Consider the following 15,041-nt stretch of genomic DNA (forward strand, 5'->3'; position numbering starts at 1 on the left):
CCTTGTATACTAGCAGATGCATCTATTGCAAAGGAAAGTTTGACAGACAATCGCTGGTGGCGTTCGCCACGAGAGGAAAGTCCGGGCTCCATAGGGCAGGATGCTGGATAACGTCCAGTCAGCGCGAGCTGAAGGCTAGTGCCACAGAAACGGACCGCCGATGGCCGTGCATGCGATCTTTGATCGCCGCCGGCACAGGTAAGGGTGGAACCGTGGTGTAAGAGACCACGAGGAGCTATGGTGACATAGTTCCTGGTAAACCCCATTTGGAGCAAGACCTAGAGGAACGCATGTCCCGCAAGGGACAGTCTTTGCCCGAGACGCGTTCGGGTTGGTCGCTTGAGCCGTTCAGCAATGGACGGCCTAGATAGATGATTGTCGCTTCAATGGTGGCAGGGTGGCACCCGCTACGACCACCGGAAGCACAGAACCCGGCTTACGGCAAACTTTCTTTCAGCCGCTTACGCAATAGATCTTCATGCAAAAAACCGCCTCAGGAGGCGGTTTTTTGCTGTTTTCATCCTTTATTATCATCTAAACCAACGCTGCATCCAGTCCGGCCATCCCGGCTGCTTCGGAGCCGTCTCCGCTGGGGCGGCGGCCGCTTGGCCGGAAGCCCTGGGATCCGCTGCCTTGAGCGCAGCGACCACGTCGATCAGGCCGTAACCGAAATATTTGTCTTTCCCGGCCGGCCCTAGATCCATCGCCGTTTCTTTGATGATCCGTACCACTTCCGTATTTTTCAGCTTCGGATTGACCGAACGGATGAGCGCCGCCAGCGCGGTAACGTGCGGACTGGCCATCGAAGTCCCGGACAGTGCCGCATACTGGTTGTTCGGATACGTGCTGGCGATGTTGACGCCCGGGGCGGCTACGCCCACATAGTCGCCGTAGTTGGAGAATGCCGCCTTCTGCTTTCTCGCGTCCACCGCGGCCACGCCGAGCACTTCCGGATAGGCGGCCGGATAACCGGGGCGTTCCGTGTTATCGTTGCCGCTAGCGGCAATCAGGACGACGTCGCGGTCGTAGGCGTACTTGATGGCGTCGTGCAGGAACTGGGCGTCCGCATAGTTGCCGAGGCTCATGTTAATGACCTTGGCCCCGTTATCCGTTGCCCAAATAATGCCCCGCGCAACGGCATAGGTGCTGCCCGCGCCGCTGGAATCCAGCACTTTGACCGGCAAGACGCGGTTATACCAGCTCATGCCGGCGACGCCCAAGTTGTTGTTCACGACGGCCCCGATGACTCCGGCCACATGTGTGCCGTGTCCGACATCGTCGGCCGGTCTGGCCCCGGGCTGAATGGCATTGTAGCCGGCCATCAAATGGCCTTTCAAGTCCGCATGGTTCCCATCGACCCCGGTATCGACGACCCCGACGATGACGTCCGTCGAGCCTTTGGAGACGTTCCAGCCGGCCTCCGTTTCGATCTGCGGCAAATTCCATTGGTACCGCCGGTACAGCGAATCGTTAGGCGTAATTACCGCTGCCGAATTCGGGTGTGGAACAGGCGCAATGTCGTTCGTCAAATAAAGAAAATGCGGCTCGGCGTAATCGACGTCCCATTTTCCGAAATAGCCCATGAGCTGCTTGGCTTCCATGCCCGGCGATTCGAAGACGTAGGTATAGCCGAGCTTGTGGACATGGCCTCCGCCAATTTCTTGCCGGATGCGGGCAAGGTCGTTATCGGATGGCGGCTGCTTGAATTTGACGACGACTTGATTCGTGTGATAATGGCTCGTTCCCTGGTTATCTTCGGGATGGCGAACCTGCACGTTCTGAAGCGATTTCGAATCGACCGATTCGATCTTGTAGCGGCCTTGCGCAGGGTACGGCTCAATTCGTAAATTTTTCTTTTGGTGATCGGCCACCTGAGCGAGAATTTGCTGGCGTACGGCGCCGACGATTCCGGATGCGCCATCCGCCCCCGGAACGCCGAGAACGAAATACGTGCTGCCGTCCGCTTGAAACGGCGGAGATTGATACGTCTTTCCGTTGTCAACCTGCCGCTTCGCTTCTTCCATGTATGGCTGCGAAGCTTTTGCCACCGCCTCGTTCAGCGTACCTGCCGCGATGCCTTGGTCCAAGGTTTGGTCACGTTTGGTGCGCACCAGACGTTCCATATGCGGATGAGCCGCTTGGGTCGCTTGCAGCGTTTCCCGTGCTTTGCCGTCCGTCTGCGCCTGCGTGTCCTGAACGATCCGATGCAATTCCAGGCTGCACTGACTGCGGCAAAGCTCGTCCGTGCGGGCCACATCCTGATTCAGCATCGTTTGCTTCATTTTCAGCTCGGCGGCAGGTGTAACCCTCTCGGGTGCGGGGGCCTGATCGCCGCGGGGGAAAAGAATCGCTACCCCGGCGATAACAAGAGCGATTGATAAAGCATATTTCCACATGGGCCTTGCCTCCTGATCGGAACATTGTGTACGTCAATTAGAATCCCCTTCACGGGCCGTTTAAAAAGCAGCAAAGTTATCCAAAAAGGAGCAGTCCGAAACAAAGGCGGTCTGGATGTTTTTCATATTACTTTTACATGCGTTTTGTGGTACGATGGAATGGAGAGGTCGTTTTGCCCATACCGTTCTGTTTTTTAAGTTGAGGAGGTCTTTTAAGCGATGGCAGTATTTCATGTAAAAACTCTTTGTGAAACGACAAGGACCAAGCTGAGCGAGGCAATCGCCAAAATGGAACAATTCCTGAACGGACATTCTTTGCAGCAGCTGAATACGGATAACGACGAAGCGATGGAAGAATTTTATAAAGGGTATTTGACCGATACGAGACATTTGTTAGTGTTCTCCGAGGTGGCGTACGAGAAACTCGGTGTGGCGCTGCGCCGTCCGAATTTTAATGTGGATTATGCCGAAAAAGTACTTTACGACGTTTATCATAGCTGCGTGAACAGCTTTTTTTATCCGAAAAATGAATGCTATTCCGAAGACGGCCGTTATGCTTATACCGGTCAGGATGCCATCCGCTTCCGCAAAAAGCCTGTACGCGACGTGCGCGACTTGACGATCGAGCTGTCCAAAATTTTTGAAACGCTCCGCGAAGATTTGGCTTATTACGAAACCGACTATATTACGCAAAAACGGATGCAGGGCGAAAAAGTATAATTCGTCCGATCCGAGACATATTGTGAAGAGATGCTTCGATGCGGGCATCTCTTTTTGTTTCATTAAGCTAAAGGAAGGGGTTCTCTGATGCGGCCAAAGATGAATGAGGAAGAGCTGGTACAAGCGTCCATACGGCTGATCCGGCTAAACCAGCATTCGGAAGGGGGATACGTGGCCTGTCCGCTTTTTGCGCACTATGCCTACGGCTGGTTAAGGGACGGCAGCTTCGTCGCATACGCTATGGATACGGCGGGAGAGCATGACAGCGCGGCTTTATTTTATGATTGGGCCAACCGGATTATCGCTTCCAAGCAAGATCATATCCGCTATTTGACGGACAAACAAGCCAGAGGGGAGCACGTGGCGCTTCACGAATTTTTACATACCCGTTATCATCTGGACGGCCGGGACGATACGAGCTCGGAATGGGGGCATTTTCAGCTGGACGGCTACGGGGCTTGGCTCTGGGGATTGACGGAGCACCTTCGCGCGGTCGGATCGGACCGGATTCCGGCTTCGTACCGGACTAGCGTGGATGCCGCGGTCAATTATTTACGCGCGTTTTGGCGGTATCCGAACTTCGATTGCTGGGAAGAGTACGGCGAGCACGTGCACCCTTCGACGCTGGCCTGCATTTATGGCGGGCTGGAGGGAGTTGCCCGGCTAGACGGCAATGCGGAGCTGCATCATATTTCCTCGGAAATAAAGGATTTTCTGCTGCAGAATGGCGTACATTCCGAAAACGGCCATTTTGTTAAAAACATTACGCCTGTCCCTCAAGGGGATTCCACAGCTTATGTAACGGGCTATGCCGGAGTGGACGCGAGCCTGCTGTGGCTGGCGGAGCCGTTCCGCGTATTCGATCCGCAGCATCCAGTTATGCATAAAACGATCGAAGCGATCAAAAGTGAGCTGCGCTCGGAGACCGGAGGCGTCCGCCGTTACGCAAGCGACACTTACTACGGCGGGGGAGAGTGGCTGCTGCTGGCGGCTTGGTACGGATTGGTCCAACTGAGGGTAGGGAACCGGGAGGAAGCCGGGCGTTCGCTGGAGTGGATCGCAGCGCAGGCGGACGGAATGGGCAGGTTTCCGGAGCAGGTGAAGCGTCCGGATGGCAGCGAGGAAGCCTATGACGATTGGGTTCGCCGCTGGGGGCCTCCGGCAACGCCGCTGCTGTGGTCGCATGCGATGTTCATGGTGCTATATTACAAGCTGCGGGCCAAGGCCTAGAGTATATCCCCTTTTCGATGCGGGAAAGCTGAAAAAGGGGTGATTACGATGCCAGATGTCAAATGCAGCGTCGCCAACTGCGAATATTGGGCGCAGGGAAACAATTGCAACGCCAACACGATTATGATCGAGATCGACAAGCATGCGGACGTCAAGTACGACGCCGAGTTCGGAGCCGAGTTCGAAGATCATCAAGACCGGGCCGCCGGCTCGCAGAACACCTGTTGTCACACCTTCGAGCCGAAAAAATCGAAATAAGCACCGGTTTTTTCGGAAGTGTCAAGCGTTCATTTCTCTCAGGAAGGGAAGGGGACCGAATGAAACGGAAGCTCGGAAGACATCCCGGTTCGGTTCGGGATGACAGGTCGCTGCAGAAGTTCAAGCACGAGCAGCTTCGGAGGGAAACCGGCCGCAAAACGCGTGAGGAATTCGCCGCGGAGCTCACTTATCCCGGCGGTGGTTCGCGGGAGAAGAGATCCCGCATTATGCACCCTGTGGCCGTAAGGGAAAACGGTGCGGAGGAAGGGGCGGAAACGTCTTACCGCTGGCTCGGATACACGGCGCTCGTGCTGTCTATTCTGGCGTGGTTTCTTTATCCGGCGCTGCTCGGCTCGGCGTCAGCCCTATTAGGGCTGTTTGCTTATATGCTGGGCGAGCGTTCGCTGGGTACATGGTCGATCGTCATCGGTTTGATCGCGCTGGCCGGTTATTTCATTTTGGTTCCTCTATACGCTTGAGGCGGGAGACGGCAGGCCGGCAAACGGTCTGCCGTTTTTCTTATAAATTTTGTAGTGGCTGAACCGCCCAAAAAAGTGTACAATGGGAAAAGAATCCCGGTATAAGGAGACTTCCGCAACCGATGAACTTATCGACAAAAGCTATTGATCCCTATACGATTAAAGAGCTGCTGCAGCTCCAGGTAATGAACCAACTAAGCTTGCTGACCTCGGGTAGAAATTCCGTTACCGAGCAAAGCGATAATACGGACTTTGCCTCCATATTGAACGGGATGCTGGCCGGCATGGATCCGGCTTCGCCCCAGAGTGCGGCTGGCATGTCCGCGGGAGCCGGGCTCGTCCCGGGACAAGCTTGGGGACCGGCCATGCTAAGCGGGGTGTCCGCCGCTTCCGCAGGCGCGCTCACGAAGAAGTTCGCCTCGGTTAATACGAAGCCGTCGGCCTATGAGCCGCTGATTGAGGAAGCTAGCCGCCGGTTTGGCGTTGAGCCCAGCGTAGTGAAAGCGGTCATCCATGCAGAATCGTCGTTTAATGCCAACGCCGTTTCCGGTGCAGGAGCCAAGGGCTTGATGCAATTGATGGACGCAACCGGCCAAGGGCTGGGAGTGGACAATCCGTTCGACCCGGCGCAAAACATCCACGGCGGAACCCGTTATTTATCCAACCTGCTCTCTAAATACAGCGGCAGTTTGGGTACCGCGCTCGCCGCTTACAATGCAGGACCTACAAGGCTGGATCGGCTCGGCATTCGAAACGATCAGGATTTAGCCGAAAAGCTGCATCTGCTGCCTGCCGAAACGCAGCAGTACGTACGCAAAGTATTGGCGTTGAAAGAGCACTACGAGGCATGAAATGAGCGAGACCAATCGTAGGCACTCCGTTTGCGGGAGCCGACTATTGGTCTTATTTTCTTCCTGGACGAAGTAGAGACTGCGAAAAAGGGGAATGACAAATGCTGTATATGGATTACGCGGCAACGGCGCCTATGTATGACGAAGTCATCGGCGTCATGACCGAAGTGATGAAATCGCACTTCGGCAATCCGTCGTCCTTGCATAAACTGGGCTTGGAAGCCGAGCAGCTTGTAGGCCGTTCGCGGGAAACGATCGCGAACGCTCTTCGCTGCGACCCGAATGAGATCCGGTTTACGTCCGGCGGAACGGAGAGCAACAATCTGGCTATCCGCGGAGCGGCCTACCGATACCGGTCCCGGGGCAATCATTTGATCACTTCGTCCATCGAGCATGCATCAGTTTACGAAACCTTTCGTAAACTGGAAGAAGAGGGCTTTCAAGTCACCTATTTGCCGGTGGATGCTACAGGTGAAATTAGGCTGACAGACCTTGAGCAAGCATTGACGAACGAAACGATTCTGGTCAGCGTGATGCATGTAAACAATGAAATGGGCCGGATTCAACCGATTGAAGCGATCGGCGCCTTGCTGCGCAGCCGCCCCAAGACCCTGTTTCACGTCGATGCCGTACAAGCTATCGGGAAACTCCCAGTCGACCCGAAGCGGCACGGCATCGATCTGATGTCCTGTGCCGCCCATAAGCTTCGCGGTCCGAAGGGCATCGGGTTCTTATACTGCCGGCGCGGGGTTGAATTGCAGCCGCTGCTGTTCGGAGGCGGGCAGGAGGAAGGACTTCGTTCGGGAACGGAAAATGTCCCGGCTGTAGTGGGGATGGCTAAGGCGGTGCGGATGGCCGTTCAGGAGCAGCTTGCCTTTGCGGCGCATACGGCCAGACTGCGTGCCCGTTTGACCGAGGGAATCCGCCAAATTCCGGAGCTTGTGTTGAACGGCTCGGAGCGGCCGGAGGACATGGCGCCGCATATTGTCCATTTTTCGTTTCCCGGAATGAAGTCCGAGGTGCTCGTGCATGCCTTGGAGCGGCACGGCATTTATGTGTCGACCCGTTCGGCCTGCTCTTCGGGAGCGGAGAAGCCCAGCCGCGTGCTGTCGGCTATGGGGGCGGACCCGGCGGTCGCGGTCAGCGGCATCCGGCTCAGCTACTCGCTTCAGCAGACCGAGGACGATGCGGACCGCTTTTGCCGCGTGCTTAAAGAGCTTGTAGAAGAGTTAAAACCGGCCATCGCCGGAAAGAACGAACGGAGGTAACTTATGACACCGCAACAGGTCGTCCTCCGTTTGGGGGAATTGACGCTTAAAGGACGCAACCGCCACCGGTTCGAGCAAGCGGTTTTGCAGCAGCTGAAACGGGTATTACGTCCTTGGGGAGCCATCAAGTATGAAAAAGAATTCGGGCGAATCACGCTGCATTTGAACGGTACGCCTTACGAAACGGTGCGCGAACCGCTCAAGACGGTATTCGGCGTTGTATCGTTTAGTCCCGTACTTACGACTGAACTGGAGCTGGAGCGTGTGCAGGAAACGGCGCTTTTGGCGATGCGGGCCATGGAGTCGCAGCCGCGGACGTTCAAGGTCAGCGTGCGCCGCGTGAACAAAAGCTTCCCACACGATTCGCAGGAAATGAACCGGCTTGTCGGAGGCTTCGTATTAAGGGCGATGCCCGACCTGAAAGTGGACGTGCACCGGCCGGAAGCGGAGTTGAAAGTCGAGCTACGCGAACGCCAAGCGCTCGTATACAGCCAAGTAGACCGGGGCGCAGGCGGGTTTCCGCTCGGTACGAACGGTAAAGCGGTGCTCATGCTGTCCGGGGGCATTGACAGTCCGGTAGCCGGATATTTGGCCATGCGCCAAGGTTTGGCGGTCGAAGCCGTCCATTTTCACAGCTACCCTTATACCAGCGAAAGATCGCAAGAGAAAGTGAAGGAACTGGTCCGGAAGCTGGCCGTATATGCCGGGCCGATCAAGCTGCACATGGTGCCGTTCACGAGCGTACAGACCAAGATTCACGAAGCGTATCGGGAAAATCTGCTGATCACGATATTGCGCAGAGCCATGATGCGGATCGCTGAGAAGCTGGCCGAGGCGAACGGGGCGGGCGCCATCGTGACCGGGGAAAGCTTGGGACAAGTGGCAAGTCAAACGCTGGCCAGCATGAATGCCATCGGCCGTGCCGTGCACCTTCCGCTGATCCGTCCGCTCGTTTGTATGGAAAAACTGGAAATCATCCGCCTCGCGGAGGCGATCGATTCATACGAAGTGTCTATTTTACCGTATGAGGATTGCTGCACGTTGTTTTTGCCGCCAAGTCCGAGCACCAACCCGAACTTGAAGGTTGTCGAAAGCATCGAAGAGGGAATGTCTTGGCTGCAGGAAGAGATGGATGAAGCGGTGCGTAATACGGAAACCCTATGGATAGATACGGACCGTCGGACGGAACAAGAAGATCGATTCTCCTCATTTTTCTAGCTTATCCTATGCCATCGTTCGCCGGACTCCAGATCAAATTGAATGAGATGGAGGGTAACGACTATGCTGGATTGGTTCATTTTGTTTCTGCAAATTATGCTGATCAATATCGTGCTGAGCGGCGACAATGCCGTCGTCATCGCTTTGGCGAGTAAAAATTTGCCTTTGCATCAGCGAAAGCAGGCGATTTGGTGGGGGGCCTTCGGGGCGATCGCCCTGCGGGTCGTGCTGACCGTCATTGCCGTCTATGTCTTAAAGGTGCCATTTATTCAAGCGCTCGGCTCGGTGCTGCTGCTGTGGATTGCCATCAAGCTGCTGATCGATGAGGAGGATCATTCCAACGTGAAGCAAGCGGCAACCCTCGGCAAAGCGGTCAGCACGATAATTTTGGCCGATTTCGTCATGAGCCTTGACAACGTATTGGCGATTGCGGCCAAAGCGAAGGGAGAGGTCGGGGTAATCATTCTCGGGATCGGGCTTAGCATTCCGATTATCGTCTGGGGGAGCACCTTGGTTGTCAATTTACTGAAACGGTACCCCATTTTCGTTTATTTGGGAGCCGGTATTCTTGGCTATACCGCAGGGGAAATGTTTATTGCTGACGAGAAGCTGGCAACCCGACTGTTCGGGGATATTTCGCATTATGTGCTGCCGATCGCCACGACATTGATCGTACTTGCGTCCGGCGTGCTTAAGAAATGGGTGTTCCGGCCGCGGCAGCGGCATACCTAGAAGGCCGGCAGGCTACCGGAACATCGTTTTTCAACCATGAAAAGGCATTGTAAATAATCGGTTAATCCCGCAAGCTATCTTGCGTTTTGCGGCATCTGCACGTATAATAAAGTGTGAATTGTAGCGTCGGCGCTTACGTCCGACGCTACTTTTGTGAACGGGCTGCGCTCCGGCAACAAGGAGCACGACATTGAGCCAAATTCAAAGAGAGGATTTTGAGACTACATGCATTCGAGAGACAAAATTCGTAATATCGCCATCATCGCCCACGTCGACCACGGCAAAACAACACTGGTGGATAAGCTGCTTCAGCAATCCGGAACGTTCCGGGAGAACGAGGCGGTGCAGGAACGCGCCATGGACTCGAACGATATCGAACGGGAACGCGGCATTACCATTTTGGCGAAAAATACAGCCATCCAATACAAAGACTTCTTGATCAATATCGTCGATACTCCGGGCCACGCCGACTTCGGCGGCGAAGTGGAACGGATTATGAAAATGGTCGACGGCGTACTGCTTGTCGTCGACGCCTTCGAAGGAACGATGCCGCAGACGAAATTCGTGCTGCGCAAAGCGCTGGAACAGCATCTGACGCCGATCGTCGTCGTCAATAAAATCGACCGTCCGAACGCCAGACCGGCCGAAGTGGTCGATGAAGTGCTCGATTTGTTCATCGAGCTGGGAGCGGACGACAATCAGCTTGACTTCCCGGTCGTTTACGCATCGGGTCTTATGGGAATGTCCAGCTTGGATCCGGAAAAGCTGGACGAAAACATGCAGGCGCTCTATGATACGATCGTCAGCCACATTCCGGCGCCAACCGAGAACGTCGAGGAGCCTTTGCAATTCCTTGTCACGCTGATGGATTATAACGAGTACTTGGGCCGGATCGCCATCGGCCGCGTAAACCGCGGAACGGTGCGTCAAGGTCAGCCGATTGCGGTCATCAACCGCGAAGGGCAAGTGAAGCAGGCGCGTGTCGAGAAGCTTTTCGGCTTTCAGGGCTTGAAGCGCATTGAGATCGAAGAGGCAGGCGCGGGCGATATCATCGCGATCTCCGGAATCAAGGACATCAACATCGGAGAAACGCTGGCCGATCCGGCGAACCCGGAAGCTCTGCCGGTGCTCAAGATCGACGAACCGACGCTCCAGATGACGTTTCTTGTGAACAACAGCCCATTTGCAGGCCGTGAAGGAAAATGGGTAACGAGCCGCAAGCTGCGCGAGCGTCTGTTCAAAGAGCTGGAAACCGACGTCAGCCTTCGCGTCGATGAAACGGACAGCCCCGACGCGTTTGTCGTATCCGGCCGCGGCGAGCTGCATCTCGGCATTTTGATCGAGAATATGCGCCGCGAAGGATTCGAGTTGCAAGTATCGAAGCCGGAAGTCATCATTCGCGTGATCGACGGCCAAAAAATGGAGCCGATCGAGCGGCTGATCATCGATTTGCCGGAAGACAGCATGGGCTCCGTTATGGAAAGCCTCGGTACGCGTAAAGCCGAGATGGTCAATATGATCAATAATGGCTCCGGCAACGTTCGTCTGGAGTTTCTCATTCCGGCCCGCGGCTTGATCGGGTACCGGACCTACTTCCTGACGCTAACCCGAGGCTACGGCGTTATGAACCACGCGTTCGACAGCTACGGTCCGTATGCGGGCAGCGGCGTGGGCGGACGACATGAAGGCGTGCTGATCTCAAGCGAAACAGGTACTTCCACGTTCTATGGCATGCTATCGGTCGAAGACCGCGGTACGCTGTTCCTGGAACCAGGCACGGAGGTCTACGAAGGCATGATCGTTGGCGAGCACAACCGCGATAACGACATCATCGTCAACATTTGCAAAGAAAAACAGTTGACGAACGTCCGTTCGGCAACGAAGGAAGATACGGTCAAAATGAAAACGCCGCGGCTCTATTCGATGGAGCAGGCGCTCGAATATTTGAATGACGACGAATACTGCGAAATTACGCCGAAGTCGATCCGCCTCCGCAAAAAAATATTGAACAAAGGCGAGCGCGAGCGTTTCGAAAAGCAGCGTAAAATGGCGGAAGCCAACGCTTAATTCAACTCAATAAAGAAGACGCGGGAAAGCTCTGAGCAATCGGAGCTTTCTTTGCAAGTCTACATAAGGAGGATTCCGATGCTCGAATGGCTGAGGGCGCATCCGTTTGTGACCTGGATCATCATCTTCGTGCTGATTACTTACGTGTACAATAAAGTATTCAAGACGCGGAAACTGCCGATTCTGAAAGACGCTATCATTTACCTAATGCTGGCTCTCGGATCGGGGATGCTGCTGTTCTTTCAACTGGCGGGGCTGCCGATCGTGCTGAGCCTGACCGTCGCGGTCGTCCTGATGCTCATGGTGCGGATTCGCTACTACGTTCAGGATCGGGAAAACCGCAAATCGTAAGGGCTTGCTTAATGGAGGTGCTTAGCAATGTCGGACTTCTGGCTAGTCCCCTTGTCGTGGGACGGGGAAACGGCTCTGCTCGGCGGAGAACGGCTTCGGCTTGAGCCCGAGGGCCTCAGGATGCGTTTCCTGGAAACGATGGGACGAATCCATCCGCGGCTGCTGATGATGTTCAAAGCGCATTTGTTGCCGGAGGACGAGTCGGGCGAGGTCTGCGGTACGGAGGAGCTCCCCTTTGCACTCGTGCAATCCGGCGATATTCGATTGTCCACCGCAGCAGAGCCTTCGGAAGCCATGACCGATGATGCGGATGAACATCCGACCTGGCGGCTGTCCCATTGTGCCGAAGCGTATTTGAACCGGATGCTGACGGCACGGGAAGCGGCAGCGCTGCTCCGGCAAGCTGAAGCCGAGCCGGAGGCGGAGCGCTGGCTGAATGTCATGCGGACATGGACGGCAGGCGGCCGTCAAGTGATTTTGCTGAGAGAGGACTGAGAGCTTGTGAATTTACAGGATGCGGTGTTCAATTGGCTGCAGATCAGCATTGTGGCGGAGGCCCGGCCGGACGACCTGGCAGCATCGGAAACGAGAGATTTTTTTGAAGCGATTTTGCGGGAGGATCATCATCTCGAACGGTTCGTCCGCACGGCCGACGAAGAGACCTATACCGTGGAGTACGAAGAGGCTGGAGGCGTCTTCCATACGAGAAGGTTCGACCGCGAGCTCGCCGAACAGCTTTTAACGGACATTAACTCCAATCCGAAATACAATGATTGACATATAACCCCGGACGGCGAGATACAATAAAATATCATTGTCCGAAGGGAGTGTCCGTGATAACTGCTGGTAGCTGTTACCTACCCCGTATGCTATAATGGTCTTAGATTCGGAGACAAACCTTTACAGGAGGGGAGCCTATGGCCGAAACGATCACAGCCTTGACGGAACAGCTCTTCGATCTACTCCAAAAGGATTCGTTTGCTCTCTTAAGTACGATCGATCATGAAACCGGTTCGCCTGCGACAAACGCCATTTCGTGGCTATTCGCTAAAGACCGGACGACGGTTCGTTTTGCCGTCGACCAGCGTTCGCGCATTTTGACGAACATCAAGCAGCATGCGCATGTGAATTTGACGGTTATCGGCGCCGGCTCCGTCTTCGTGATTTACGGAAGCGCGCGTCAGGTTGCCGAAGCTCTTGACGGGGTTCCGTTCAAGCTGGCTTGCTATGATATTGACATTGCTTCGGTGCGCGATGCGATGTTTTACGGAGCGCGCATTTCCGTTGCGCCTGAATATGAAAAAACGTACGACAATCGTGCCGCTGAGAAGCTGGACACGCAGGTGTTCGACGCGATGCAAAAAGCCTAAGACCGTTAGTCGTCCTAGGCTTTTTTTCCACCTCAAAGAACGTTACAGATTACTGCCTGGAACTTGCGGGTTACCTTTGAGCGGGCGGCTGAGATTGCAGCGGATTTACGTCACGCGGCATCTGCGGAACGATTCTGCCGATAATGGCCGCCATCTCCTCAGCGAAGCCGTTGATTGGCCTGCCGTTCATCGCTTGCTGTCTGATGTTCAACAAGCGCTGGTTTAAATCCATATCCGCGGTTACTAGCGCATCCACTCCGTATGGATCTTTTTTGAGCGCCTCCGCGACAGATAGCTTGATCGTTCCGACTTTCGCGCGATCCATGGCAGGCGGAACGTTGATTCCCACGACGGCCGTATTGCCGAAGACAACGCAATTGGCGCTCTCCACATTCGGCACGCTGACAGCGATTTGCTCTAGTCTGTTGGCTACGGCGCGGGGGTCCTGAATTTCTTTTTTCTGCGGTGCCGTTTGCTTCACTTGTACTTGCCGGTTCGAATCGGCGGTCTGCGAGGGGGCAGCTCCATTTTTTGGTGCTTGGTTACATCCTGACACGACAGCGGACAACATCAAGAGGGTCACGACAAACAATTTCATCAGCAATCGTCCTTTCTTTTCGTCATCGGCTTTGGCTAGTTTGTCCTGACGGGAAAATTCCTATGTATTGAGCCGAACCAAACACCGAACCTGGGAGGGACTCATGATGAAAAAAATTTATGTGCTGGATACCAATGTGCTGCTGCAGGACCCGAACGCGATTTACGCTTTTGAAGATAACGATATTATTATTCCGGCGGTCGTATTGGAGGAAATCGACTCCAAGAAACGCAACGCGGACGAACTGGGGCGCAATGCGCGCCAAATCTCCCGGATGCTCGACGGGCTCCGCAGCGACGGCCGGCTGTTTGAAGGCATCGGGCTTCCCGGCGGCGGTAGCCTGAAGGTGGAACTGAACCATCGGAGCTTCGCGAAGCTGCAGGAAGTGTTCGCCGAAGTGACGAACGACAATCGAATTTTGGCGGTAGCGCTTAATTATTTGCTGGAAGAGAAGGAGAAATCCGACCCGAAGCCGGTTATTCTGGTCAGCAAAGACGTGCTCGTCCGGATCAAAGCCGACGTGTTGGGCATTACGGCACAAGATTATTTGACCGACCGGGTCGTTAATGTGGCCGGAGACATTTACACCGGACATTTGACCTTGTTGGTGCACCCTTCGGTCATCGACGAGTTTTACACGTACCGCTATTTAAGTACCAATTCGCTGCAGCTCGGCTATACGCTTCATCCGCACGAATTCGTCATCTTGAAAGACGAGATGGGCACCAGCAAGTCGGCGCTGCTTAAAGTGAATGCCGACGGGAAGAAGCTGGAGCCGCTTTTCCTTAGCAATGACCCGATCTGGGGAATCGCGGCGCGGAATGCTCAGCAGCGCATGGCTTTGGAGCTGCTGCTCAACGACGATATTCCGCTGGTCACGCTGACGGGCAAAGCAGGCACGGGGAAAACGCTGCTGACGCTTGCTGCAGGCTTATTAAAGGTCGAGGACGAAAGAAAGTATAAAAAACTGCTGATTGCCCGTCCCGTCGTTCCGATGGGCAAGGACATCGGGTACTTGCCGGGAGAAAAAGAAGAAAAGCTGCGGCCGTGGATGCAGCCGATCTACGATAATTTGGAGTATTTGTTCGATACGAAAAAGCCGGGCGATATCGATAAAATATTGGCGGGGCTCGGCAGCATTCAAGTCGAGGCGCTGACCTACATCCGCGGACGGTCCATTCCCGGCCAGTTCATCATCATTGACGAAGCTCAGAACCTGTCCAAGCACGAGGTCAAGACGATCGTTTCCCGTGTCGGCGAGGGCAGTAAGATCGTCCTGCTGGGCGATCCCGAGCAGATCGACCATCCGTATCTGGATGCCTCAAGCAACGGCCTTACGTATGTTGTCGAGCGCTTTAAGGAGCAAACGATCAGCGGACACATCATGCTGGAGCGCGGGGAGCGCTCGCATCTGGCGCAGCTAGCCGCCGATTTGCTGTAGGAAGACAAAAAAACGGTGATGCCAACGATAGAAATCAATCTATCGCTGCACCACCGTTTTTT

Annotated in this window: 16 protein-coding genes and 1 other RNA gene; 15 read left to right on the forward strand and 2 right to left on the reverse strand. The window is 54.9% G+C overall.

Annotation, left to right across the window (positions count from 1 at the left end):
- Positions 1-34: 34 nt before the first annotated feature.
- An RNA gene (gene rnpB, locus QMG93_RS21755) (RNase P RNA component class A) lies at positions 35-454 on the forward strand.
- Between the two features lie 76 nt (positions 455-530).
- Here the strand turns inward: rnpB and QMG93_RS21760 are convergent.
- Positions 531-2,396: a S8 family peptidase gene (locus tag QMG93_RS21760; RefSeq protein WP_281940163.1), complete on the reverse strand. Its 1,866-nt coding sequence runs from the start codon at positions 2,394-2,396 to the stop codon at positions 531-533.
- 219 nt (positions 2,397-2,615) lie between these two features.
- Here QMG93_RS21760 and QMG93_RS21765 point away from each other — a divergent pair, with 219 nt between their 5' ends.
- From QMG93_RS21765 to QMG93_RS21825, 13 genes are all read left to right on the forward strand, one after another.
- The gene (locus QMG93_RS21765; RefSeq protein WP_010491849.1) at positions 2,616-3,116 is read left to right on the forward strand and encodes a YpuI family protein; all 501 of its coding nucleotides are present in this window, start codon (positions 2,616-2,618) and stop codon (positions 3,114-3,116) included.
- A gap of 87 nt (positions 3,117-3,203) precedes the next feature.
- Entirely contained in the window at positions 3,204-4,346 is a 1,143-nt protein-coding gene (locus QMG93_RS21770; RefSeq protein ID WP_281940167.1) for a glycoside hydrolase family 15 protein, read from the forward strand.
- Positions 4,347-4,394: 48 nt separating this feature from the next.
- Positions 4,395-4,604, forward strand: a complete 210-nt coding sequence (locus QMG93_RS21775) for a DUF1540 domain-containing protein (RefSeq protein ID WP_281940169.1) — start codon at positions 4,395-4,397, stop codon at positions 4,602-4,604.
- Positions 4,605-4,663: 59 nt separating this feature from the next.
- Entirely contained in the window at positions 4,664-5,083 is a 420-nt protein-coding gene (locus tag QMG93_RS21780) for a hypothetical protein (RefSeq protein WP_281940171.1), read from the forward strand.
- Positions 5,084-5,205: 122 nt separating this feature from the next.
- On the forward strand, positions 5,206-5,934 hold the full coding sequence (locus QMG93_RS21785; protein WP_281940172.1) for a lytic transglycosylase domain-containing protein: 729 nt from the start codon (positions 5,206-5,208) through the stop codon (positions 5,932-5,934).
- 101 nt (positions 5,935-6,035) lie between these two features.
- Positions 6,036-7,202: a cysteine desulfurase family protein gene (locus tag QMG93_RS21790; protein ID WP_281940174.1), complete on the forward strand. Its 1,167-nt coding sequence runs from the start codon at positions 6,036-6,038 to the stop codon at positions 7,200-7,202.
- A gap of 3 nt (positions 7,203-7,205) precedes the next feature.
- Positions 7,206-8,420 carry a tRNA uracil 4-sulfurtransferase ThiI gene (gene thiI / locus QMG93_RS21795; protein ID WP_281940176.1) on the forward strand — a complete coding sequence of 405 codons (1,215 nt, stop codon included), beginning with the start codon at positions 7,206-7,208 and terminating at the stop codon, positions 8,418-8,420.
- Between the two features lie 63 nt (positions 8,421-8,483).
- Entirely contained in the window at positions 8,484-9,152 is a 669-nt protein-coding gene (locus QMG93_RS21800; RefSeq protein ID WP_281940178.1) for a TerC family protein, read from the forward strand.
- A 225-nt stretch (positions 9,153-9,377) separates the two neighbouring features.
- Positions 9,378-11,219, forward strand: a complete 1,842-nt coding sequence (gene typA, locus QMG93_RS21805) for a translational GTPase TypA (RefSeq protein ID WP_281940180.1) — start codon at positions 9,378-9,380, stop codon at positions 11,217-11,219.
- Between the two features lie 78 nt (positions 11,220-11,297).
- Entirely contained in the window at positions 11,298-11,570 is a 273-nt protein-coding gene (locus QMG93_RS21810; RefSeq protein ID WP_036677256.1) for a YlaH-like family protein, read from the forward strand.
- A gap of 27 nt (positions 11,571-11,597) precedes the next feature.
- The gene (locus QMG93_RS21815) at positions 11,598-12,065 is read left to right on the forward strand and encodes a hypothetical protein (protein WP_281940184.1); all 468 of its coding nucleotides are present in this window, start codon (positions 11,598-11,600) and stop codon (positions 12,063-12,065) included.
- A 6-nt stretch (positions 12,066-12,071) separates the two neighbouring features.
- Positions 12,072-12,347 carry a hypothetical protein gene (locus tag QMG93_RS21820; protein WP_281940186.1) on the forward strand — a complete coding sequence of 92 codons (276 nt, stop codon included), beginning with the start codon at positions 12,072-12,074 and terminating at the stop codon, positions 12,345-12,347.
- A gap of 140 nt (positions 12,348-12,487) precedes the next feature.
- Positions 12,488-12,940, forward strand: coding sequence for a pyridoxamine 5'-phosphate oxidase family protein (locus QMG93_RS21825; protein WP_281940188.1), 453 nt, complete (start codon positions 12,488-12,490; stop codon positions 12,938-12,940).
- A 70-nt stretch (positions 12,941-13,010) separates the two neighbouring features.
- On the opposite strand, the gene QMG93_RS21830 is transcribed toward QMG93_RS21825, so the two are convergent.
- The gene (locus QMG93_RS21830) at positions 13,011-13,538 is read right to left on the reverse strand and encodes a YhcN/YlaJ family sporulation lipoprotein (protein ID WP_281940190.1); all 528 of its coding nucleotides are present in this window, start codon (positions 13,536-13,538) and stop codon (positions 13,011-13,013) included.
- Between the two features lie 106 nt (positions 13,539-13,644).
- Here QMG93_RS21830 and QMG93_RS21835 point away from each other — a divergent pair, with 106 nt between their 5' ends.
- A complete protein-coding gene (locus QMG93_RS21835) occupies positions 13,645-14,979 on the forward strand; it encodes a PhoH family protein (protein ID WP_281940315.1) in 1,335 nt (444 codons plus the stop codon).
- The last annotated feature ends 62 nt before the right edge of the window (positions 14,980-15,041 follow it).

It is taken from the genome of Paenibacillus tyrphae, assembly GCF_027925525.1.
GTDB classification, from domain to species: Bacteria; Bacillota; Bacilli; order Paenibacillales; family NBRC-103111; genus Paenibacillus_G; species Paenibacillus_G tyrfis_B.